Raw genomic sequence first — 21449 nt, forward strand, 5'->3', positions numbered from 1 at the left:
CAGATGATCGACGACGCGCGCGTACGAGTGACTCGGTTTGACTTTGCCCCCGGCGCTGAAACCGGCTGGCACCGCCATGCGATGGACTATGTGATCACCGCCATTACCGATTGCCACATGCGTTTGGAATTGCCTGATGGAACGATCAATGAGGTGACAGTGCCTGCCGGAACATCCTACCGCCGGGACCAAGGGGTCGAGCACAATGTGATCAACGCGGGGGACCACTCCATGTCCTTTGTCGAAGTGGAACTGAAATGAAGATCACTCGACTAACGGTTTTTCAGGTCGATCTGCCGCTGGAGCATTCATATTGGCTGTCTGGTGGACGGCTGAAGTTTGAAAATCTCGACGCAACGATTGTGAAGGTGGAAACGGATGTGGGCCTGACGGGATGGGGTGAAGGCACCCCTTGGGGCCACACCTATGTTCCTGCGCACGGGCCGGGTATCCGGGCCGGGATCGAAACCATGGCTCCGTTCATTCTGGGTCTTGATCCCCGCAAGGTGCTGGAGGTTGAGCGCGCGATGGACCTCGCGCTGCCCGGTCACCTCTATGCCAAAAGCCCGATTGATATGGCGTGTTGGGATATCGCCGGGCAGGCGGCGGGCTTGCCCATCGCCGATCTGATGGGCGGAGGTTCCCGCACGCCGCGCCCGATTGCCTCGTCCGTGGGGGCAAAGACCGTTGAAGAAACCCGCGAAGTCATCGAACGCTATCGCAGCCGGGGCTACATCGCGCATTCGGTCAAGATCGGCGGCGATGTAGAGCGCGACATCGCCCGTGTTCGGGATGTGGAAAGCCTCCGCCGACCGGGTGAGATTGTCCTCTATGACGTCAATCGAGGCTGGACCCGGCAACAGGCCCTGAGGGTGATGAGCGCCTGTGAGGACCTGAACGTGATGTTCGAGCAGCCGGGAGAGACGCTGGACGACATCGCAGCGATTTCGGCGAAACATGCGTCACCTGTTTCGGTGGACGAGTCTCTTGTCACCTTGCAGGATGCCGCCCGGATTGCGCGGGATGGATTGGCCGAGATATTCGGGATCAAGCTGAACCGGGTCGGTGGGCTGACCAAGGCCGCGCGGATGCGGGACATCGCGCTAGCCCATGGGATCGACATGTTCGTCATGGCGACCGGAGGGACCGTGCTGGCCGATACCGAAGCGCTGCATCTGGCCGCCACCATCCCCGATGACAATTGCCACGCCGTCTGGGCCTGTCAGGACATGATCACCGTCGACATCGCAGGTGGGCGCGGCCCGCGCAACGTGGACGGCCATCTGCATCTGCCCGACACGCCCGGCCTTGGTGTGCATCCCGACGAAGACGCTCTGGGCGCCCCGGCGGCCGTTTATAGACTCTGATTTTCTTGACGATGGAGATCGCGTGATATGCTCAAGATCAACACTCAATCCGAATGGATCGACCGCGCCAAGGCGGCTCTGCCGGCGGGTGGGTTCGGCAATTTCGACCCTGGCATCATGATCTCACGCGGCGAAGGCAGCCGCGTCTGGGATGAGGATGGGAACGAATACATCGACTACCTGATTGGCTCGGGTCCGATGCTTTTGGGTCATGGCCACCCCGAAGTGCTTGAAGCCGTTATGGAGCAACTGCCCAAGGGCATGACCTTCTTTGCAAATAACAGCAAAGGTGTCGAACTGGCCGAGGCGATCATTGACGCCGTGCCTTGCTGTGAACAGGTGCGTTTTGTCGCCTCGGGCGGCGAGGCGGATATGTACGCGCTTCGTCTGGCCCGCGCCTATACCGGGCGGGACAAGATCCTGAAATTCGAAGGAGGCTATCACGGCATGAGCGCCGAAGCGCAGATGAGCCTCGCCCCCAGCCGCGAGGTGAACTTCCCGCAAGCCGTGCCGGACAGTGCGGGCATCCCGCCAGGCGTTGCCGAACAGATGCTGATCGCGCCTTTCAATGACCTTGAGGCCGTTGAGACTCTGCTGAACGAACACGACGATATCGCCGCGATTATGGCAGAGCCTTTGCAGCGGATCATTCCTCCGATGCCGGGATATCTGCAGGGTCTGCGCGCGCTGTGCGACAAATACAATGTGCTGCTGATCTTTGATGAGATCGTCACCGGATTCCGTCTGGCCTATGGCGGGGCGCAGGAACAGTACGGTGTGACACCCGATATCTGCACGCTGGGTAAAATCACCGGCGGTGGCTTCCCTCTGGCCGCGCTGGGCGCAAGCGCTGAGATCATGAAGCATTTCGACAAATCGCAGGTGGGTGAGGCCGGATGGCTGATGCAGTTGGGCACTCTGTCAGGTAACCCTGTGGCCTCGGTCGCCGGGTTGAAAACGATGGAGATTCTGCGGCGCGAGGGGACATATGAGCAGCTGCGCGCAACAGGCGCGGCCTTGCAGCAGATGCAGGTGGATGAGCTGACCAAAGCGGGCATTCCCCATCAGATCTGCGGCGATGAAACGCTGTTTGACGTCTATTTCACCGAAACACCCTGCCGCGACTACCGCAGCGCGCGGCATGACGACCCCAAACGGAACACGCTCTACAACGATGTCCTTCGGGAGAATGGGATTTTCAAATCTCCGGGCAAACTCTACCCGTCTTTGGCGGTGACCGAGGACGATCTGGAGCAAACGCGCGAAGCGGTGAAACGGGCCGTTGCGGCGCTGGGCTGATCAAAAGAGTGCTGCACAATAGAAAACGGGCCGCTGTCGAAATTGACAGCGACCCGTTCACCTATTGCAGTCTGGGCGTAGCCTCGCCCCCTCGAATACTTGTTAAAACACCAACAATCTGAAAACTTTCGATACTTTCGAGGCTATCCAGTCTTGCAACCGGTATGGCCTATTAATGCCTGTCTTTTCGGAATGCCACAGTGAACAAGTTCACTTTGGCTAAAATTATTTAGGATTTTTTCCAATCGAAGAAACTGGGGCCTGCCTGACGAAGCAGAGTGTCGGCCATTTCCCGGCCCATCTCGGTGGCGTCTTCGATCGCGCCTGTTGTGTTTTCCGCAATAGCCTCGGATCCGTCGGGGCGCAGAACCTCGCCCCGCAGTCGCATTTGGCCGTTCTCGATTTCGCAAAGCCCGGCGATCGGGGTCTCGCAAGACCCGTCCAACCCGGCCAGTAACGCACGCTCCGCTGTCAGACGTTGACCGGTTTCAGCGTGATGAATCGCTTCAAGCAGTTCGGCGGCCCGGCTGTCTGTTTCGCGGCGTTCAATGCCAATCGCGCCTTGTGCGATGGCAGGCAGCATATCGTCGGTCGAAATTGCGGTGGCAGGGACGTCCTCCATCCCCAGTCTGCGGATGCCGGCCATGGCCAGAAAGGTGCATTCGGCCACGCCGTCCGCCAGTTTCTTCAGGCGGGTCTGCACGTTGCCGCGAAATTCGACCACATTCAGGTCCGGGCGGCGGTTCAGCAATTGCGCCCGACGGCGCAGGGATGAGGTGCCGACAACAGCGCCCTCGGGCAGGTCGTGGATCGAGGTGAATTGCGGGGAAATGAACGCATCACGCACATCCTCGCGCGGTAGGAACGTATCCAACACCAGCCCAGCGGGCTGTTCGACGGGCATATCCTTGGTCGAATGGACGGCAATGTCGATATCGCCGCGCAGCATCGCCTCTTCGATTTCCTTGGTGAAGAGGCCTTTGTTGCCGATCTCCTTCAACGGGCGATCCGCGTCGATCATGGCGCGGTTGTCGCCGGTGGTTTTGATCACCACGATCTCAAACGCCTCATCGCTCGACCCAAATGCATTGCGCAGCCTCTGGCGGGTCTCATAAGCTTGTGCCAAAGCCAGCGGAGAGCCTCGGGTGCCAATTTTCAGCGGCGATGCGGGGGTGGGCAGAGTCAGTGTCATGGACACCAGCTTTAGTCGCGTCACATTGCCCTGACAATGGGGGCAGTGCTTGACAAATTGCCACTGAACGCAGACCCGTGGACGAAACGCAAGATTGAGGGCGATGATGGCTGAGACGAAGAAATTGCTGCGGGCACTGGCCGGAGAGGTTCAGGACATTCCGCCGATCTGGATGATGCGTCAGGCCGGGCGGTATCTGCCGGAATATCGCGCAACCCGCGCGCAGGCCGGGGATTTCCTGTCGCTGTGCTACAATCCTGAACTGGCGGCCGAGGTCACGTTGCAGCCCATTCGTCGCTATGGGTTTGACGCCGCGATCCTGTTTGCTGACATCCTTCTGGTTCCTCAAGCGCTGGGTGCGGACTTGTGGTTTGTAACAGGCGAAGGCCCGCGCCTTTCGACGATCACACAGCAATCCGACTTTGACGTGTTGAAGCCGGTTGAGGACATTCATGAGACCCTGTCCCCGGTCTATGAAACTGTGCGTATCCTGTCGAAGGAACTGCCATACGAGACGACGCTGATCGGATTCGCAGGCGCGCCGTGGACTGTCGCGACCTATATGATCGCAGGGCGCGGTACGCCTGATCAGGGTCCTGCGCATGCGCTGCGCGAGGAGAATAACGCCCTGTTCGAGGCTCTGTTGGAGCGGATTACACTGGCGACGATCGAGTATCTGTCGGCTCAGATCGAAGCCGGGGCCGAGGTTGTCAAGATCTTTGACAGCTGGGCCGGGTCGCTGAAAGGCGACGCGTTTCAGAAATACGCGGTTGAACCATGCCGCGTGATCACGCAGGCCATTAAGGCACGCCATCCCGGTATTCCAGTTATTGGCTTCCCGCGTGAAGCGGGCGAGGGCTATGTCGGGTTTGCCAAGGCAACTGGTGTGGATTGTGTGGCGTTGGACAACTCGGTCTCGCCTGACTGGGCGGCGGCGCATGTGCAGGTGGACGGTTGTGTGCAGGGGAACTTGGCCTCGTCCCATATGGTCACGGGCGGTCAGGCGCTGGTGGATGAGACGCGGCGGATTGTTGAGGCGTTCGCCAAAGGACCGCATATCTTCAACCTCGGCCACGGGATTACGCCGGATGCGGATCCTGAGAACGTGCGGTTGATGATCGACACGGTGCGCGGGCGGTAAAAGGAAGGGGGCCAGCCCCCTTCTTGGCCTTCGGCCAATTCATCCCCCGGGATATTTTTAGCCAGATAAAGGGGCGGATCGGTCTTGGCCGGAGAGTTCGTCCAGAATGTCTTGCGTGTGTTCGCCGCGCCCCGGGCTGGGTTTGGCACTCCAGTGCATGGTCGAGAAACGGGGCGCGGCGGCGGCTTGCAAGGTGCCATCCACGGTTTGCCAGGTTTGGCGGGCGGTGTTCATGGGGTGGTTTTGCGCCTCAATCGGGTCAAGGACCGGGGCGACGCAGGCATTGGTTTCGTGAAACAGCGCGGCCCAGTGGTCGCGGGGCTTGGTCAGGAATAGGTCTGTCAGTTTCTTCGTTTGGTCCGGCCAGAGCTTGGGGTTGAATTGCTCCTGCAACTCGGCGTTTTGTGACAGGCCCAGAATGTTCAGGAATTCGGCGTAGAATTTTGGCTCAAGGCATTGGACCGTGACAAAGCCATCATCGGCGCAGCGGTAGGTGCGGCTCCAATGTGGACCGTCGAGCAGGCTTTGGCCGCGCGTTTCTGACAGGTTTCCGGTTTGGCGCATGCTCATCAGAAGGTTCATCATATGCGCCGAGCCATCGTAGATGGCCGCATCGACGACGGTGCCCTGACCGGTGCGATGGGCGTTGAGCAAACCGGCGAGGAGGCCTGTGACCAGATACATCGCCCCGCCGCCAATGTCGCCGACGAGGGTTGCTGGGGTTTGCGGCGGTGTTTCAGGTTGCGCCGCGTACCAGAGAGCGCCTGAAAGGGCGATGTAGTTCAGGTCATGCCCGGCGGTTTTGGACAAAGGGCTGTCCTGTCCCCAGCCGGTCATGCGGCCGTAGACCAGTTTGGGGTTCAGCGCATGGCATATGTCGGGCCCCAGTCCCAGTTTCTCCATCACGCCGGGGCGGAAGCCTTCGATCAGTGCGTCGGCGGTGGTGATGAGTTCCTTGGCGGTGTTCAGGTCGGTTGCATCCTTGAGATCAAGCGCAATGGACCGTTTGCCCCGGTCCAGCACCGAGCGTTCCGGCATGCCGGGTGTCACACTACCGCCCTTGCGATGGATGGTGATCACATCTGCACCGAGATCAGCCAGAAGCATGGCGGCGAAGGGGCCGGGGCCCAAGCCTTCGATCTCGATAATGCGTATTCCGTTCAGCATGGATGTCTCCGGTACATGCAGCGTTCCCCGGACCCTACAGCAATTCTGCGCAGAGCTCTGTGCGAAATTGGCCTGTTCCACCGGGAGGCGAAACGATAGGGTCTCTGCCAGAACGGGGAAACAGGCATGACTAGCATTTTGTCGATCAAGGATTTGCGCAAATCCTATGCGGACGGGTTTGAGGCGCTGAAAGGCGTGTCGCTGGACATCGAGGAAGGCGAAATCCTTGCTCTGCTCGGGCCGAACGGTGCGGGGAAGACAACGCTTATCTCGACCATTTGCGGGATCACCACGCCGACCTCGGGCAGTGTCTCGGTCGGTGGGCACGATATCCAGGCCGAGTTCCGCGCCGCCCGCAAGATGATCGGGCTGGTGCCGCAGGAGATCGCGCTGGAGCCGTTCGAGAAGGTCTATAACACGGTCCGGTTTTCCCGTGGTTTGTTTGGCTATGGCAATGACAGCGTGCGGATCGAAGAGATCCTGCGCAAACTGTCGCTTTGGGATAAACGCAAGAACGCGATCAAAGAACTGTCCGGGGGCATGAAGCGCCGGGTTCTGATCGCCAAGGCTTTGGCCCATGAACCGCGCATTCTGTTTCTGGATGAGCCTACAGCCGGTGTCGATGTCGAGCTGCGCAAGGATATGTGGGAGATCGTCGCCGAGCTGAAGCAGGCGGGCGTCACCATCATTTTGACCACGCATTACATTGAAGAGGCTGAAGCCATCGCCGACCGCGTGGGCGTCATCGACAAAGGTGAGCTGCTGTTGGTGCAGGAAAAGAAAACTTTGATGGCGCAGATGGGCAAGAAGCAGATCGAGGTCATGCTGACCGAGCCGATCTCGGCCATACCGGACGGGTTGGCTGCGCATAATCTGGTTCTGAACGGCAATGGCGATGCGCTGATCTATACCTATGACACCAATGCGGATCGGACGGGTATCACAACACTTCTAAATGATGTGGCCCAATCGGGACTGGTCCTGCGGGATGTGCAGACAAGGCAATCCAGTCTGGAAGAGATCTTCGTCAATCTGGTATCGGGAGAGGCCGCATGAACTGGACCGCCATTGCCGCCATCTACCGGTTTGAGATGGCCCGCTTTTTCCGCACTCTGGCTCAGAGCTTTCTGTCGCCGGTCCTGTCGACCTCGCTGTACTTTGTGGTCTTCGGCACGGCCATCGGCAGCCGGATTCAAGAGGTTGAGGGCGTCTCATACGGGGCATTCATCGTGCCGGGGCTGATCATGTTGTCGGTGGTCATGCTGGCGATCTCGAACGCGTCGTTTGGGATTTATTTTCCCAAGTTTCTGGGCACGATCTATGAATTGCTGTCGGCTCCGGTCAATTTCATCGAGATCGTCATAGGTTACGTAGGCGCGGCGGCAACCAAGGCGCTGTTCGTGGGTCTGGTGATCCTTGCGACCGCGACATTCTTTGTCGACATCCGGATCGAGCATCCGCTGGCGATGGCCACGTTTCTGGTGCTCTCATGCCTCAGTTTTTCGCTTTTGGGGTTCATAATCGGGATATGGGCCAGCAATTTTGAGCAGATGTCGCTGGTGCCGCAGTTGGTTGTCACGCCGCTGATCTTTCTGGGGGGTACGTTCTATTCGATCTCTATGCTTCCGCCGCTGTGGCAGACGATCACTCTGTTCAACCCTGTGGTCTACCTGATTTCCGGCTTCCGCTGGTCGTTCTATGGCCTCGCAGATGTTCCGATCGTGTTCAGCCTGTTGGCCATTGTGGCCTTCACCGTATTGTGCCTTGCGATCATCTGGTGGATTTTCAAAACGGGCTGGCGCATCCGCAGCTAGTGCGTTGCATTTTTGCCCATCGATGTGAGGAAATTGTCTAACGCCGCGTTTTGCGTTCGGCGAGTCCCTTGTTTAGCCGATGGGGGCACTCTACATCGGCACCCATGAAACTCAGCCTGCCTTTTGTCAAAAAACCGCCCGTCGTGGCCATCGTTCGCCTGTCCGGTGCCATAGGCATGGCCGGACGCGGCGCGTTGAATGATACCTCGCTGGCACCTGTGCTGGAGAAGGCCTTTCGCAAAGGTAAGCCCGTGGCCGTCGCGCTCGAGGTCAACTCGCCCGGCGGGTCGCCTGTGCAAAGCTCTCTGATCGGCGCGCGTATCCGGCGGCTGTCGGAAGAGCTTGAGATACCGGTCGTGGCCTTTGTCGAAGACGTTGCGGCCTCGGGCGGGTATTGGCTGGCGGCGGCAGCGGATGAGATTTGGGCCGATGATAGCTCGGTCCTTGGGTCGATCGGGGTGATCTCGGCCGGATTTGGCGCACATGAATTTCTGGTGAAGCAGGGTTTTGAGCGGCGTGTTCACACGGCCGGGAAGTCGAAATCCATGCTCGACCCGTTCCGCCCGGAAAAGGAAGAGGATGTCGCGCGGCTGGAACGCCTGCTGGAAGACATCCACGAGAATTTCATCACCCATGTCAAAACCCGTCGTGGCGACAAGCTGGACGCGGATGCTGATCTGTTCACTGGTGAGATTTGGCTGGCGCGGCGCGCGCAGGAACTGGGTCTGATCGAAGGCATCGCCCATCTGAAACCCAAGATGCAGGAGCGTTTCGGCGACAAGGTGAAGTTTCGCCGCTACGGCGTGCGCAAACCACTTTGGTCACGTTTCGGGGCCGCGCTGGCGCAGGACGCCGTAGCGGGGCTAGAGGAGCGGGCGGCCTTCGCGCGTTTCGGTCTGTAACGTGATCATCAAGATCGTCACTCTGTTTTTGGTCGCCATGGGTGTTTTGGCGATGTTCGGCAAGCTGCGCTTTCCGGGGCAAAACCGCTTGAGTTCTGCCAAATGTCCGCGTTGCGGTCGGTTCAGGATCGGCAAAGGCCCCTGCGCCTGTGAAAAAGGAGGCCGGACATGACGGCATGGCTGCTCTCCGGCCTTGGATTGGTGATCTTGCTGCTGGCAGGTGATGCGCTGGTGCGCGGTGCTGTGAACCTGAGCCTGCGGCTGGGTGTGCCCGCCCTGATCGTCAGTCTGACGATCGTTGCCTTTGGCACGTCGGCACCTGAGTTGCTGATTGCGATCAGCGCGGTGAAGGAGAACGCACCGGGCATCGCCTTGGGTAACGTCGTCGGCTCCAACACGGCGAACATCCTTCTGGTTCTGGGACTGCCTGCCTTGTTGGCGACGCTACACACCAGCGAGTGCGATAGCCGCAAGAACTATGTCTTCATGCTGTTGGCGAGTGTCCTGTTCATCGGCCTGGCCTTCTGCGGGGTGTTCAATTTGATCAGCGGAGCCATTCTGCTGGCCGCGCTTGGGTTGGTGCTGTGGAACGCCTTTCGCGAAGCCAAGGCGCATCGCAAAGCCTGTGCAGATGCAGCCGACGCATGTGCCGAGGACGAAGAGCTGGATGGTCTGGAAGAGGCCGATCCGAACATGCCCTATTGGAAGATCTCGATCTACGTGATCCTTGGCTTGATTGGCCTGCCCATGGGCGCGCATCTGTTGGTCGAAAACGCCACCGAAATCGCCCTGATGTACGGGATCACCGAGACGGTGATCGGTTTGACACTTGTTGCTGTCGGAACCTCTCTGCCTGAACTGGCAACGACCGTTATGGCCGCGCTACGGCGTCAGGCCGATGTGGCGCTGGGCAACGTGATTGGCTCGAACATGTTTAACCTGCTGGCCATCGTAGGCATTGCCACGTGGTTCGGCAACATCCCGGTTGATCCGGAATTCCTTGAGTACGACCTGTGGGTCATGCTGGCCGCATCGTTGCTGCTGATCCCGTTTGTGTTCTTCAAACAGGATATTTCGCGGATCTGGGGTCTGGTGTTGACTTTCCTTTATGCGCTTTATGTCACCACATTGCTGATGTGATCTGACGGAAAGAGGTATCCATGTCCCGAGCGCTAGTAACCGGAGCCGGCATTCGCTTGGGCCGAGCCATGGCCCTGTATCTGGCTGGGCGCGGGTATGATGTTGCTGTCCACTATGCGACCTCGGAACAGCCCGCGGCTGAGACGGTTGCCGAAGTTCAGGCGCTGGGCCGCAAAGCACTGGCGCTGCAGGCCGACCTGCTGGATGAGGCGCAGGTGACCGCCCTGTTGCCCCGCGCGGCTGAGGCTTTGGGCGGGCCGATCACCTGTCTGGTCAACAACGCGTCGGTTTTTGAGTATGACAATATCCATACGGCCACGCGCAAAAGCTGGGACCGGCATCTCGACAGCAATCTGCGCGCGCCTTTCGTTCTGACTCAGGCCATGGCCGAACAGGGCTTGCAGCCCGATACAGATGCGCAGGGAGAGCCGCAGGCTTCCGGCTTGATCGTCAACATGGTCGATATGCGGGTGCGGAAACTGACCCCTGAATTCATGAGCTACACCATCGCCAAGATGGGCCTATGGGCGCTGACGCGCACGGCTGCCCAAGCGCTGACACCCGCAATCCGCGTCAACGCAATCGGTCCCGGACCGACCATGCAGGGACATCGTCAGAGCGAACAGCACTTCAAAACCCAGCGCGCCAACACAGTGCTGGAGCGGGGCTCGAACCCGTCAGATATCACCGCAGCACTGGGCTATTTTCTGGACGCGCATGCTGTCACTGGGCAGCTTTTGTGCGTGGATGGTGGGCAGCATTTGGGATGGCAAACGCCGGATGTGCTGGGCGTAGAATAAGTAAATCCGCTGCAAGTTTTGCACCGCTCTCTTTTGCGTTACTTAGCCGTTACAAAAACGTCTTATTTTTCATACACTTGCTAAGCGTGTAAAAAAATATCAATAAAAAACAATCGCTTAAGTATATGCCTGTTTTTTGTGCAAATTGACGAACAAGCAAGGAAACAAGGAAGATTCTACGCTCACGGAAACTTATCTTCATACTTATCCACAGAAACCGTGGATTTGTTTTCTCTTGAACTGAAGCGCCCAAGATTGCAGCCATAGACAGAGAATCATATCTCAGGCCCATGACGACCCAGGACGAATCGACACCCGAGCTTCAGCCCACCGGCTATGCCTGCATTCAGCGCTATGTGAAAACGCTGGACAGCTCGCCCGGTGTGTACCGGATGTTGGATGCGGACAGTCGGGTTTTGTATGTGGGCAAGGCGCGGAACCTTAAGGCGCGGGTGTCGAACTACACGCGCCCGGGGCATTCGGGCCGCATCGAGAAGATGATCGCCTCGACCGCCTCGATGATGTTCCTGACCACAAGGACCGAGACCGAGGCGCTACTGCTGGAGCAGAACCTGATCAAGCAGCTGAAGCCTAAGTACAACGTGCTGCTGCGAGACGACAAAAGCTTTCCGAATATTCTGGTCGCCAAGGACCACGGCTTTCCGCAGATCAAGAAACATCGCGGGGCGAAGAAAGAGAAAGGCGCCTATTTCGGCCCCTTCGCCAGCGCGGGTGCGGTGAACCGGACGCTGAACCAGCTGCAAAAGGCGTTCCTGCTGCGCAATTGCTCGGATTCCATGTTCGACAGCCGCACGCGCCCCTGTCTTCTCTATCAGATCAAGCGGTGTTCGGGGCCATGCGTCGGGCTGATCTCGGAAGCCGACTATCGTGAAAGCGTCAAGGATGCCGAACGCTTCCTCTCGGGCCGGTCCACCAAGGTGCAAGAGGAACTAGCGGAACAGATGATGGCCGCCTCCGAGGCTATGGAGTTCGAACGTGCTGCCGGTCTGCGGGATCGTATCCGGGCGCTGACGCAGGTGCAGACCAGCCAAGGCATTAACCCGCGCGGCGTGACCGAGGCGGATGTGATTGGCCTCTATATGGACAGCGGGCAGGCCTGTGTGCAGGTGTTCTTCATCCGCGCGAACCAGAACTGGGGGAACAAGGATTTCTACCCTCGCGTCGGCACGGATGTGTCCCCGGCTGAGGTGATGGAGGCGTTCCTCGGCCAGTTCTACGACAACAAGGAACCACCGCGTCAGTTGATCCTGTCGGACGGGATCGAAAACGCTGACCTGATGGAGCAAGCGCTGACTGAAAAAGCCGGACGCAAGGTGGAAATCCTCGTGCCCCAGCGCGGTGAGAAACAGGAACTGGTCGCTGGTGCCCTACGCAACGCGCGTGAATCTCTGGCTCGCCGCATGTCGGAAAGCGCCACACAGGCCAAACTGCTGCGCGGTGTGGCTGACGCGTTTGATCTGGATAACCCGCCGGGTCGAATTGAGGTCTATGACAACTCGCATATTCAGGGCACCAATGCGGTCGGCGGCATGATCGTCGCTGGCCCCGAGGGCTTCATGAAAAACGCCTATCGCAAGTTCAACATTCGCGGCGATGACCTCACGCCCGGTGATGACTTCGGGATGATGAAAGAGGTTCTGACCCGCCGCTTCACCCGCCTGCAAAAAGAAGACCCGGATCGTGAAAAGGGCATGTGGCCCGATCTCCTGCTGATCGATGGCGGGGCCGGGCAGGTGAGTGCCGTGCATCAGATCATGGTCGAGCATGGCGTTGAAGATATCCCGATGGTCGGCGTCGCCAAGGGTGTTGATCGGGATCACGGCAAAGAGGAATTCCACCGCATCGGTCAGCGTGCATTTGCCCTGAAACGCAACGACCCTGTGCTGTATTTCATTCAGCGCCTGCGGGATGAGGCTCACCGGTTCGCAATCGGTACCCACCGCGCGAAACGGGCCAAGGCTGTGGGCGCGACGCCACTGGATGAGATCCCCGGTGTAGGGGCCGCTCGCAAACGTGCTCTGCTCACTCATTTCGGAAGTGCCAAGGCGGTCAGCCGGGCCAATCTGGCGGATCTGAAAGCGGTCGAAGGGATCTCGGCCGGGTTGGCGCAGAAAGTCTATGATTTCTTCCACGACAAGGGCTAGGCCTTGCGGCCGCGCCACAGGATATACAGCCCCGAGGCCACGATCAGCGCGCTGCCGATCCACATGGTCTGATCCAGCGTTTCGCCAAATATCACTACGCCCAGCCCGACGCCAAACAGCAGGCGGGAATAGCGGAACGGCGTAACGGCCGAGACCTCACCAGTTCGCATGGCTTTCATGAGCGAGGCATAGGCGGCAGTGCCCATCAGGATCGCTCCGCCAACGTGCAGGCTTGCGTTCAGGTCTAGCGGAGCCATCGGCACCCCTTCCCAGAACTGATAGGCCAGACCAGCCACGATGATGCAGAGGAAGCCGTAAAAGCCCAGAACCTCGGTCCCCAGCGTCGCGGGTGCGGCGCGGCTGGCCAGATCGCGCCCGGCAAAGCCCAGCATGCCCAGGACGGCCAGGATCGACAGGGCCGAGAAGCTGTCTCCGGTCGGTTGAATGATGACCACGACGCCAATCAGACCGACCAGAATCGCGCTCCACCGTCGCCAACCGACGGTTTCGCCGAAAAACAGCGCGGCACCTGCCACCACGACCAAAGGTGTCGCCTGCAGGATCACGGTTGCCGCTGACAGAGGCGTCAGCGTGATCGCCAGCACGTAGAACATCCGCCCCAGGATCTCGAAGAGAACGCGCACCTTCATGGGCCGTGACAGCACATCCCGATGCAACAAGCTGGCGCCACGCAGCAGGGCGACGGCGGCAAAGATGATCGCGCCACCGGCACCGAACAGGATCAGGATCTGCCAGATCGGCATATGCGCCGAGGCCCCTTTCAACAGCGCATCCTCGAGCGCGAACAGTGCCATGCCCGCGATCATCCACGCGCTTCCGATCAGGTTTGATCGGGGGTCGGTTCGAATATGTGCGGTCATGGTCTTCCGTCGCTGCTGGGCCGTGCGCCAATCTGACCGCAAAGCTGCCCCGGGCCAAGCTGTATCTGCCCGAGAGTTCCTGGTTGCGACCCTTTGACTTTTTGCCCCACAACCCTCTGTGAACGGGTCAGTTTTTCATTTGTCTGTCTTTTCTGTCCTTGGGCGGCGATGTAGTGTCGGTTCATGAAGTGGAACTTGCCCAATATTCTGACCTTGCTCCGCCTGCTGGCCGCGCCCGGTCTGGCTGTGATGTTTTTGTATTTCACCCGCCCCTATGCCGACTGGTTCGCCCTGATCCTGTTCATGTCCGCCGCGATCACCGACTGGTTTGATGGCTATCTCGCGCGGGCTTGGAAGCAGGAAACCAAAATGGGCGCGATGCTGGACCCGATTGCCGACAAGGCGATGGTCGTGATCGCGCTGATGATCCTCGTTGGATATTCGACCGAGCATTGGACCCCGTGGCTGGTACTGCCCGCTACCGTGATCCTGTTTCGCGAAGTGTTCGTCTCGGGCCTGCGTGAATATCTGGGTGATGTTGCCGGAACGCTCAAGGTGACGAAGCTGGCAAAGTGGAAGACGACGGCCCAGATGTTTGCCATCGCCATTCTGTTCTCGCAGGGGATTTTTGAGCACAACTTCGTCATGGCCACCTTCGGCATGGATCCCACGATCATAGATCAGGTCTTGACCGGAGAGGCTGAGGACTTCAACAACATCCGCTGGCACCTTGAGGGAATGTTCTGGTCAGGGCGCATTGGCCTGTGGCTGCTGTGGATTGCCGCCACGCTGACATTGATCAGCGGCTATGACTACCTACGTAAAGCCATGCCGCATCTGAAGGAGAGCTAACCGATGGACGTGCTGTATTTCGCTTGGGTTCGCGAACGCATCGGCCTGCCGAAAGAAAAGGTCGAAACGCAAGCTGCGACCGTGTCTGATCTGGTAGCTGAACTCAGCGCGCGCGAGGATCGCTATGCCGCGGCCTTTGCAGATCTCTCAGCGCTTCGGGTGGCATTGGATCAGGAGCTGTCCGACTTTGACGCCCCCTTGGCCGGTGTGCGTGAGGTTGCGTTCTTCCCGCCGATGACGGGCGGCTGAGATGCGGATCGTGGTTCAGGAAGAGGCGTTTGATCTGGGGGCCGAGGCCAATGCCTTTGCCGCTGGTGATGACGCCAACGGGGCGATCGTGACTTTTACGGGTGTCGTGCGCGATCTGGCCTCGGGCGATCTGGATGTGATGGAGATCGAACATTATCCCGGCATGACCGAACGCGCTCTGACAAAGATCGCGGAAGAGGCCAAGGAGCGTTGGTCTTTGGGTGATGTTCTGGTGATCCACCGCCACGGCAGGCTGGCTCCGGGCGACCGGATCATGATGGTCGCGACAGCCGCACCGCATCGCAAGGATGCGTTTGAAGCGGCAGAATATCTGATGGACTACCTGAAATCCCGCGCACCGTTCTGGAAGAAAGAGATCACCAATTCAGTTGCCGAATGGGTGGCCGCGAAGGACGAAGACGAAGACGCCCTGACGCGGTGGTAGAGGTCGGCTCCGGCACCCGTTTCCAAGTGCCGGGCCAAATGGAATAGCTTAGCTATTCTGCTCCGTATTGCAGGTCCGCGCCGCCTCGATCGCTTTCAAGGTGCCATCAAGACTTACGGTAAATCCGCTCTCTTTTTCCGGGAAGACTGTCATATCGTACTTTTTCATGACGTCCTCAACGAATTGCGGGTTGTTGGCCAGAATGTAGCCTCCTGTATACCCTTCCGCGAGATGCTTGGTCTTCTTGTAGGCTTTGGCTTCGTAGACATTGCCGTCCAGCGACAGGATAATGTCTTCCTTTTTGCCTTTTAGGCCAATGTCATTCTGAGTGAAGACACCAAGGTATCCCATTTCCTGATCCTTGGTCAGGCCCATCTGTACGACGTTGTTATTTTCGTCAACACGCTCAATGAGGCATGAGCCGCGGGTATCATCGACATAGATAGTCCAGCCGGATTCCTCACCCCATTTCGAAAACGTGTCATTCTCGGACGGGATAACATCACTTGAGGCGAAGGCGGCAGTTGCGCCAAATGCGGCAAGGGTAGCGGCGGTCTTCAAAGTAACTTGGAAATTCATGATAGACTCCAGTTTTACAGAAAAAGGACAGTTCTGTGTGCAGGCAAAAACACACTCATTCATTATGTTGAATTTGTTGAAAAACTAAAGAAACCGGAGTCAGACCGGCTAAAATCCGCCGACCCAAGCCGCGCAGGCGCTTCGGGTTTAACCGGGATACGAAGACTCTGCCGCGCTTTCAGCAGACTTGGGACGTTCGTGTTGCCGGATGACTCAGGTAAAATCCGAACCGCCATCACTAACTTCGACGGCGGCGCATGCTCCCGTGTCGTCGTCTGAACGGAGCGCGAGACAAAAGACCCGGCGGGTCTTACTAGTCCGCGTTGTTGATGCGTCCGCGCATTTCTTCGGCCTCTTGCCGGGCGGCGCGGAGGCCGTCCATGGCAGCGGCCAGTTCTGCCTCGGTTTGGGTCAGCTGGTTGGTCAGCTCGGCCTCGCGCTGCTGCAGATAGGTGATGGCCTGATCGCGGGTTTCCTCGGCCTCGTGCAGTTCCTGGCTCATACGGTCCAGATCGGCGACGTCACTTTGGCGCACGCGGGACAGGCGATGGGCCAGCCAGTTGGCAAACCATCCCATGCAGAAAGCCGCGAACAGGATGACGGCGGTGGCGATGATGAATTCTACTCTGTTCAACTTACTGGTCCTCTGCTTCCGCATCCGGCGCGGTCGTCTCGGTCTGGTCTTCTGATGCGGACGTCTCGGTCTCGTCTTCCGCCCCGGTCTCAAGCGCCTCGAGGCCGGTTTCCGAGGCCTCGGTGGGTTCCGGCCGGATCAGGCGGAACTCAATCCGGCGGTTTTCTTCGCGGCCCTCTTCGGTGTCATTGTCGGCGATTGGCTGTGTTTCGCCATAGCCGACGGCCGTATAGCTTGAGGTCGGAATGCGCCGTCCGCGTAACTCGTTCAGGATCGACTGCGCCCGCGCTTGGCTGAGCTGCTGGTTCATCTCTTCACGGCCCTGGCTGTCGGTATGGCCCTGAATCTCCATCCGGATCGGGCCGCAATCACGCAAGATATCGGCGATCTGATTGACCGTATCGCGCGACTCCGCAGCAATCGTGGCCGAGCCCGGCTCGAACGCGATTTTGCTGGTGGCCTGAATTTCAGCGATACCTTCTTCACAAAGTTCAGGATCGGGCAGGGCGTCTTCGGGTTCGGGCGGGGCGACATAGGTGATAGACAAGGTGAAGTTCTGCGCATCGCCCAGCTTGTCCGAAAGCAGACCGGCGATCCGGGCCTTGGCTTCTTCATCATGGCTGATGCCGTTCAGGTCGACCAACTCGGGCGTTACAGTCAATGCACCGTTATGCAGTTGGGACAGGGCCTCAAGCCCGGCCAGAACACGTACGGGCCAGTCCATCGGCAAATCCGAGGTGATACGGGTCGCGGTATAGACATTGTCGGACCCAAACGCCGCGCGGGCATAGCTGTCGACCATGTCGCGCAGAACTTCATCACCGACGCGGCCGCGCAATTGGATCAGACCCTCGGGGCTGCGGGTGGCAGAGAACTCGACGGGTCCGGTTTCATCCGCGACCTCGGGTTCGGGCAGCACGGCATGCAGGGCGAACACCTCGGGCAACGCGTTTTCCAGCTCACCCACGACGCGGTCGAACAGCGCCGGGTTCGTGCCTTGAGCTGCGACCAGAGTGATATCCGCATCCGACATTGTCACCGATCCTTGCCCAATTTCGGCAAGCGCGTTGATGCTCTGTTCTGCGGCTTCCGCCCAGCGGGGGGAGGGTACACCCAGACCAATGGTGCAGAAGGAGGGTCCGGCAAGACCGGCTTCCTCCGCCGCTGCGATGATCTGATCGCGGGCGTCTTCATCCTGGGCGGAGCATGCGTCGAACTGGCCTCCGGCCTCGTCAATCAGGTAGCGCAAGGTAAAGGGCGTGATCACCGGACGCGGGGCTGATATGGATAGACCAATCCGCACGCTTGGCGGCGCGGCGCGGGTCAGATCTTGCTCCAACCTGTCTTTTTCCTGCTGGCTGTTGGCAATCGCAGTGATCCGGACAAGGCCGGGGCTGGCCGAGATCTTGGCGCGGGGCAGGTCGGACAGGGCCAGCACGGCATAGGCCAGCGCATCGTCCCAGCCATCGGGTTTTGGGTAGTCGGCTGTCTCAACCAGGTCCGAGACGGTATGGTCGCCGTCCAGCGCCTGTAACCCGTCCATAAGGGACTCACGGTCCTCGCTGGCCGGGATCAGGCCGATCACCGAGACACCGCTATCATTGCGCAAGATTTCCACGGAAAACCTGGGGGCGGCCAGCTCCGAGGTGGCGGCCACGTCCATCTCGTCAATGACGCGAGAGGTATCGACCTCGGTCCCAGCAGCGGTCAGGGCATTGAAGCGGATCGCCTCATCCGGCGCGGTGCCTGTGAGGATGACGCGCAGACCGTCGGATTCGACCTCGGCCCAGTTGTGACCTTTCAGGTCCAGCGCGCGTCGGACGGCGAATTCCGAGGCGTCTTCGACCTTTGTCACGGCAAAGCCCGCAGCCAAAAGGGACAGGCCGGCAGAGACGAGAAAGATCAGGCAAACAGCTACAAAATAGGGCAGACGCATATGCGGGCTTCAGACTCCTCGGGCGTTTGGGCGGGGTTGTACAGGCCCCGGCGCGCAGGTGCAATCAGAGCAGCAGCGCGACGCAGAGGAAGATCAGCGGAATTAGGCCGGTATCCCGGTTCGACCGGAAAAGCATCAGCAATTTGGCATTGTCCTCGATGTTCAGATTGCGCAGCTGCCATAGCATATGCCAGCCCATGGCCCATGGTCCGCCCAACGCAATCGTGACAATCCAGAACGGTGAATCCGGCACGCCAGCATCAATGATTGCCAATCCCATCAGCGAGATTGTGGCGATTAGAAAATACTTCAGCCATCTAGCCGTATCCGCCCCGAACAAACGCGCGGTGGATTTGATACCGATCAGCGCGTCGTCCTCGGTATCCTGATGCGCATAAATCGTGTCGTAGAACAGCGTCCACGCGATACCCGCCAGATACAGCATCACCGCAGGCCAGCCCAGCGATCCGGTATGGGCCACCCAGGCCAGCAGCGCGCCCCAGTTGAAGGCCAGTCCCAGAAACACCTGCGGCCACCACGTAAACCGTTTCGCAAAGGGATAGAGGGCAACTGGCACTAGCGACAGAACGCCCATGAAGATAGCGCCTGTATTGAAGCTGAGCAGAATCCCGAGCGATATCAGCGCCTGCAGACCCATCCAGATCACGGCTTGCCGCACACTGACCTGACCCGAGGGGATCGGGCGGGATTTTGTGCGTTCGACCTGCGCGTCGAAATGGCGGTCGGTGATGTCGTTCCACGTGCATCCCGCACCGCGCATCAAAAAGGCCCCAATGGCACAGCCTACCGCAATCCATGCATCCTCCAGCCGCGGCGTGCCATCGCTGAGGATCGCCAGCGCCAACCCCCACCAGCAGGGGATCAGCAAAAGCCACGTTCCGATCGGCCGGTCCGCCCGGCTCAGCCGCAGGTAGGGGCGGGAGAAGGCGGGCGCGCGGGTGTCTACCCAATTGCCGGTGACAGCATCAGCGACCTGACCGTCTGGTGTTGGAGCATTGCCTTGCATATGTAGGGTCTCATGAGTGCGAAGATCAGACTGTATGTAGAGCAGCCCTTGGGTCAGGGGCAATCGGTTCCTTTGACGCGTGAGCAGGCGCATTACCTGTTCGGCGTGATGCGGCAATCCGTTCGCGCGCAGATTGCGCTGTTCAACGGCCGTGATGGGGAATGGCTGGCCGAAGTCTCTGAGGCGGGCAAGCGCGGCGGCGTTCTGTCCTGCCTGCAGCAGACCAAGCCTTTGCAATTGCCCCCGGATTTGTGGTTCCTGTTTGCGCCGATTAAAAAGGCGCGTACGGATTTCATTGTCGAGAAAGCCGCAGAAATGGGGGCCGCGCGCATTCTACCGGTGCAGACAGAGTACACAAACTCCGAGCGTATCCGGCAGGACCGGCTCCAGGCGCACGCGGTCGAGGCCGCCGAACAATGCGGCGGTACCTTTGTTCCCGAAGTCGCGGATCTGCAAAAACTGGACCGCGTGCTGGATACTTGGCCTCAGGAACGGCATTTGATGTTCTGCAATGAGGCCGAGGTCGGTTCAGCCCTGCGGCTGGCCGCGCAAGAGAAAGGCCAACCATGGGCCATTCTGATTGGCCCCGAGGGCGGGTTTTCGGACCAAGAACGCACCCGATTGGCCGCGTCGCCCTTTGCGCACGTGGTTAGCCTCGGCCCGCGAATCCTGCGCGCTGATACGGCCGCGGTGGCAGCGCTAACCATGTGGCAGCAGGCGCTGGGTGATTGGTTTTAGCCCAAGTTTAGTTGCGGCGATTTTTTGGCATTTTGAACAATGGGTCCAGTCAGGTGAAATTGTACCTAAATGAAGTGCAATCCAATGAAAAACCGACGTTAGAAGAGTTCTCATTCTGAAACCGTTTTCATGCGTTTAGAGGCAGCTGTCAAAACGAAATCAATCACATGAAAGTACGAAGACTTCCATCACGCGCCAAGCCCTTGAAAGTAAATTGCCTCTTCGAGGTCCGAAAAGCATCAAAAAGTTGACTAAATTTTAATTTCTCTATTTCTTGATTTAATGTGAAATTAACAAGTGAAGTGGACGCCACAGGTCGTCATGAAAAACGCGCTGATAGATTTCGTTGATGCTTTGGCCGGACTCACCTCCGCAGAAGACCGATGGAATGAAGCTGTCGCGCAATCTCAAAAGCAGGGTATTGAGGCGATCCTGGTCGGTGAGGCCGACGGGATCAAAAAGCAGATCTTCTGGATGAACACCAACATGCCAGAAGACTGGATCACGGAGTATCTCGAAGAAGACTACATGTCGGTGGACGCCATGCTTGAGAATTTGGCCTGGCAGAACGAATACCACATTGTTGAATCCGGCCAGATGAAACGCATGGATGCGCGATCTGACAAGGAATACGCCCTGGATCACGGGTTGAAATCTGCCGGGCTGGCCTCATTGATCGGTTCCCGTTTTGGAGAACCTGGACGGCGCGGTGTCTATGTGACGCTGTGTTCCGGCGACACAATGCAAGCTGCGCATGACAACAGTGCTGTCGATTTGACGATGCTGGCGGCTTTGCTGGCCACTTCCATTACCGAACCCATTCACTCACCAGCCAATCTAAAGTTGAAAGCAATGACTCAGGTCCTTTCGCAACGTCAGCAAGAAGTATTGGAGTTGCTGGCCAGTGGGTGTCAGACGGCCCGCATCGCCGAACGTCTCAACATCAGCGAAGCGGCTGTGAACAAGCATTTCTCACTGGCGCGCAAGGCGTTGGGGGCGTCGACCCGTGAACAGGCGCTCGCCATAGCTTTGAAAGAAAACCTAATTAACCTGTGAAGGTATAAATATCTCTACCTTGGGCGAACGCCGCCTGTTTCCTAGAGTGAGGTAGCAAATTTTCG

At 58.8% G+C, this 21449-nt stretch carries 22 protein-coding genes; 15 read left to right on the top strand and 7 right to left on the bottom strand.

Annotated elements, in window-relative coordinates:
• The first annotated feature begins 3 nt into the window (after positions 1-3).
• Genes ACR0AI_RS21495 through ACR0AI_RS21505 form a run of 3 tightly spaced genes read left to right on the top strand, consistent with a single transcriptional unit; the run spans position 4 to position 2666 of the window.
• Positions 4-261 (top strand): cupin domain-containing protein, encoded by a 258-nt coding sequence (locus ACR0AI_RS21495; RefSeq protein WP_480677147.1) that lies wholly within the window; start codon positions 4-6, stop codon positions 259-261.
• On the top strand, positions 258-1367 hold the full coding sequence (locus tag ACR0AI_RS21500) for a mandelate racemase/muconate lactonizing enzyme family protein (RefSeq protein ID WP_480677106.1): 1110 nt from the start codon (positions 258-260) through the stop codon (positions 1365-1367). Before ACR0AI_RS21495 ends, ACR0AI_RS21500 begins: the two co-directional genes overlap by 4 nt.
• A gap of 27 nt (positions 1368-1394) precedes the next feature.
• On the top strand, positions 1395-2666 hold the full coding sequence (locus tag ACR0AI_RS21505; protein ID WP_480677108.1) for an aspartate aminotransferase family protein: 1272 nt from the start codon (positions 1395-1397) through the stop codon (positions 2664-2666).
• 229 nt (positions 2667-2895) lie between these two features.
• On the opposite strand, the gene hemC is transcribed toward ACR0AI_RS21505, so the two are convergent.
• On the bottom strand, positions 2896-3858 hold the full coding sequence (gene hemC / locus ACR0AI_RS21510) for a hydroxymethylbilane synthase (RefSeq protein WP_480677110.1): 963 nt from the start codon (positions 3856-3858) through the stop codon (positions 2896-2898).
• Between the two features lie 106 nt (positions 3859-3964).
• Between hemC and hemE the strand changes: the two genes are divergently transcribed.
• Entirely contained in the window at positions 3965-4999 is a 1035-nt protein-coding gene (gene hemE, locus ACR0AI_RS21515) for a uroporphyrinogen decarboxylase (protein ID WP_480677112.1), read from the top strand.
• Between the two features lie 57 nt (positions 5000-5056).
• Here hemE and ACR0AI_RS21520 read toward each other — a convergent pair whose 3' ends face one another.
• Positions 5057-6166 (bottom strand): CaiB/BaiF CoA transferase family protein, encoded by a 1110-nt coding sequence (locus ACR0AI_RS21520; RefSeq protein WP_480677114.1) that lies wholly within the window; start codon positions 6164-6166, stop codon positions 5057-5059.
• A gap of 126 nt (positions 6167-6292) precedes the next feature.
• On the opposite strand from ACR0AI_RS21520, the gene ACR0AI_RS21525 reads away from it, so the two are divergent.
• The 6 genes from ACR0AI_RS21525 (at position 6293) to uvrC (ending at position 12987) form a co-directional block, all read left to right on the top strand.
• Positions 6293-7222, top strand: coding sequence for an ABC transporter ATP-binding protein (locus ACR0AI_RS21525; RefSeq protein ID WP_480677116.1), 930 nt, complete (start codon positions 6293-6295; stop codon positions 7220-7222).
• Positions 7219-7980 (top strand): ABC transporter permease, encoded by a 762-nt coding sequence (locus ACR0AI_RS21530; RefSeq protein WP_480677118.1) that lies wholly within the window; start codon positions 7219-7221, stop codon positions 7978-7980. Before ACR0AI_RS21525 ends, ACR0AI_RS21530 begins: the two co-directional genes overlap by 4 nt.
• 104 nt (positions 7981-8084) lie before the next feature.
• On the top strand, positions 8085-8882 hold the full coding sequence (locus ACR0AI_RS21535) for a S49 family peptidase (protein WP_480677120.1): 798 nt from the start codon (positions 8085-8087) through the stop codon (positions 8880-8882).
• 168 nt (positions 8883-9050) lie between these two features.
• Positions 9051-10022: a calcium/sodium antiporter gene (locus ACR0AI_RS21540; RefSeq protein WP_480677123.1), complete on the top strand. Its 972-nt coding sequence runs from the start codon at positions 9051-9053 to the stop codon at positions 10020-10022.
• 20 nt (positions 10023-10042) lie between these two features.
• Complete coding sequence (locus ACR0AI_RS21545; protein ID WP_480677125.1) at positions 10043-10822, top strand: SDR family oxidoreductase; 780 nt, start codon at positions 10043-10045, stop codon at positions 10820-10822.
• A 290-nt stretch (positions 10823-11112) separates the two neighbouring features.
• Positions 11113-12987 (top strand): excinuclease ABC subunit UvrC, encoded by a 1875-nt coding sequence (gene uvrC, locus ACR0AI_RS21550; protein WP_480677127.1) that lies wholly within the window; start codon positions 11113-11115, stop codon positions 12985-12987.
• Here uvrC and ACR0AI_RS21555 read toward each other — a convergent pair.
• Entirely contained in the window at positions 12984-13868 is an 885-nt protein-coding gene (locus ACR0AI_RS21555; protein WP_480677129.1) for a DMT family transporter, read from the bottom strand. The genes uvrC and ACR0AI_RS21555 overlap by 4 nt on opposite strands.
• A gap of 183 nt (positions 13869-14051) precedes the next feature.
• Here ACR0AI_RS21555 and pgsA point away from each other — a divergent pair, with 183 nt between their 5' ends.
• From pgsA to ACR0AI_RS21570, 3 genes are read left to right on the top strand one after another with little or no spacing between them, the layout of a single operon-like run.
• Complete coding sequence (gene pgsA, locus ACR0AI_RS21560; RefSeq protein ID WP_480677131.1) at positions 14052-14720, top strand: CDP-diacylglycerol--glycerol-3-phosphate 3-phosphatidyltransferase; 669 nt, start codon at positions 14052-14054, stop codon at positions 14718-14720.
• 3 nt (positions 14721-14723) lie between these two features.
• Positions 14724-14969, top strand: coding sequence for a molybdopterin converting factor subunit 1 (gene moaD, locus ACR0AI_RS21565; RefSeq protein WP_170379166.1), 246 nt, complete (start codon positions 14724-14726; stop codon positions 14967-14969).
• Between the two features lies 1 nt (position 14970).
• A complete protein-coding gene (locus ACR0AI_RS21570; protein WP_480677133.1) occupies positions 14971-15414 on the top strand; it encodes a molybdenum cofactor biosynthesis protein MoaE in 444 nt (147 codons plus the stop codon).
• 48 nt (positions 15415-15462) lie between these two features.
• On the opposite strand, the gene ACR0AI_RS21575 is transcribed toward ACR0AI_RS21570, so the two are convergent.
• The 4 genes from ACR0AI_RS21575 to ubiA all read right to left on the bottom strand — a co-directional run bounded on the left by ACR0AI_RS21575 (position 15463) and on the right by ubiA (position 19590).
• Positions 15463-15993, bottom strand: a complete 531-nt coding sequence (locus ACR0AI_RS21575) for a hypothetical protein (RefSeq protein ID WP_170462571.1) — start codon at positions 15991-15993, stop codon at positions 15463-15465.
• Between the two features lie 313 nt (positions 15994-16306).
• Positions 16307-16627 (bottom strand): hypothetical protein, encoded by a 321-nt coding sequence (locus tag ACR0AI_RS21580; RefSeq protein ID WP_170379160.1) that lies wholly within the window; start codon positions 16625-16627, stop codon positions 16307-16309.
• Between the two features lies 1 nt (position 16628).
• Complete coding sequence (locus ACR0AI_RS21585) at positions 16629-18563, bottom strand: OmpA family protein (RefSeq protein WP_480677135.1); 1935 nt, start codon at positions 18561-18563, stop codon at positions 16629-16631.
• 64 nt (positions 18564-18627) lie between these two features.
• Entirely contained in the window at positions 18628-19590 is a 963-nt protein-coding gene (gene ubiA, locus ACR0AI_RS21590) for a 4-hydroxybenzoate octaprenyltransferase (RefSeq protein WP_480677137.1), read from the bottom strand.
• 12 nt (positions 19591-19602) lie between these two features.
• Here ubiA and ACR0AI_RS21595 point away from each other — a divergent pair, with 12 nt between their 5' ends.
• On the top strand, positions 19603-20328 hold the full coding sequence (locus ACR0AI_RS21595) for a 16S rRNA (uracil(1498)-N(3))-methyltransferase (RefSeq protein WP_480677139.1): 726 nt from the start codon (positions 19603-19605) through the stop codon (positions 20326-20328).
• A gap of 321 nt (positions 20329-20649) precedes the next feature.
• A complete protein-coding gene (locus ACR0AI_RS21600) occupies positions 20650-21384 on the top strand; it encodes a response regulator transcription factor (RefSeq protein WP_480677141.1) in 735 nt (244 codons plus the stop codon).
• Positions 21385-21449 lie beyond the last annotated feature (65 nt).

Source organism: Ruegeria sp. BG3, from assembly GCF_056538485.1.

What these genes read in the sequence shown, in the direction of transcription:
- ACR0AI_RS21495 (WP_480677147.1), top strand. Translation starts at nt 4, where the DNA reads ATGATCGACGACGCGCGCGTACGAGTGACTCGGTTTGACTTTGCCCCC.
- ACR0AI_RS21500 (WP_480677106.1), top strand. Translation starts at nt 258, where the DNA reads ATGAAGATCACTCGACTAACGGTTTTTCAGGTCGATCTGCCGCTGGAG.
- ACR0AI_RS21505 (WP_480677108.1), top strand. Translation starts at nt 1,395, where the DNA reads ATGCTCAAGATCAACACTCAATCCGAATGGATCGACCGCGCCAAGGCG.
- hemC (WP_480677110.1), bottom strand. Translation starts at nt 3,858, where the DNA reads ATGACACTGACTCTGCCCACCCCCGCATCGCCGCTGAAAATTGGCACC.
- hemE (WP_480677112.1), top strand. Translation starts at nt 3,965, where the DNA reads ATGGCTGAGACGAAGAAATTGCTGCGGGCACTGGCCGGAGAGGTTCAG.
- ACR0AI_RS21520 (WP_480677114.1), bottom strand. Translation starts at nt 6,166, where the DNA reads ATGCTGAACGGAATACGCATTATCGAGATCGAAGGCTTGGGCCCCGGC.
- ACR0AI_RS21525 (WP_480677116.1), top strand. Translation starts at nt 6,293, where the DNA reads ATGACTAGCATTTTGTCGATCAAGGATTTGCGCAAATCCTATGCGGAC.
- ACR0AI_RS21530 (WP_480677118.1), top strand. Translation starts at nt 7,219, where the DNA reads ATGAACTGGACCGCCATTGCCGCCATCTACCGGTTTGAGATGGCCCGC.
- ACR0AI_RS21535 (WP_480677120.1), top strand. Translation starts at nt 8,085, where the DNA reads ATGAAACTCAGCCTGCCTTTTGTCAAAAAACCGCCCGTCGTGGCCATC.
- ACR0AI_RS21540 (WP_480677123.1), top strand. Translation starts at nt 9,051, where the DNA reads ATGACGGCATGGCTGCTCTCCGGCCTTGGATTGGTGATCTTGCTGCTG.
- ACR0AI_RS21545 (WP_480677125.1), top strand. Translation starts at nt 10,043, where the DNA reads ATGTCCCGAGCGCTAGTAACCGGAGCCGGCATTCGCTTGGGCCGAGCC.
- uvrC (WP_480677127.1), top strand. Translation starts at nt 11,113, where the DNA reads ATGACGACCCAGGACGAATCGACACCCGAGCTTCAGCCCACCGGCTAT.
- ACR0AI_RS21555 (WP_480677129.1), bottom strand. Translation starts at nt 13,868, where the DNA reads ATGACCGCACATATTCGAACCGACCCCCGATCAAACCTGATCGGAAGC.
- pgsA (WP_480677131.1), top strand. Translation starts at nt 14,052, where the DNA reads ATGAAGTGGAACTTGCCCAATATTCTGACCTTGCTCCGCCTGCTGGCC.
- moaD (WP_170379166.1), top strand. Translation starts at nt 14,724, where the DNA reads ATGGACGTGCTGTATTTCGCTTGGGTTCGCGAACGCATCGGCCTGCCG.
- ACR0AI_RS21570 (WP_480677133.1), top strand. Translation starts at nt 14,971, where the DNA reads ATGCGGATCGTGGTTCAGGAAGAGGCGTTTGATCTGGGGGCCGAGGCC.
- ACR0AI_RS21575 (WP_170462571.1), bottom strand. Translation starts at nt 15,993, where the DNA reads ATGAATTTCCAAGTTACTTTGAAGACCGCCGCTACCCTTGCCGCATTT.
- ACR0AI_RS21585 (WP_480677135.1), bottom strand. Translation starts at nt 18,563, where the DNA reads ATGCGTCTGCCCTATTTTGTAGCTGTTTGCCTGATCTTTCTCGTCTCT.
- ubiA (WP_480677137.1), bottom strand. Translation starts at nt 19,590, where the DNA reads ATGCAAGGCAATGCTCCAACACCAGACGGTCAGGTCGCTGATGCTGTC.
- ACR0AI_RS21595 (WP_480677139.1), top strand. Translation starts at nt 19,603, where the DNA reads ATGAGTGCGAAGATCAGACTGTATGTAGAGCAGCCCTTGGGTCAGGGG.
- ACR0AI_RS21600 (WP_480677141.1), top strand. Translation starts at nt 20,650, where the DNA reads ATGAAAAACGCGCTGATAGATTTCGTTGATGCTTTGGCCGGACTCACC.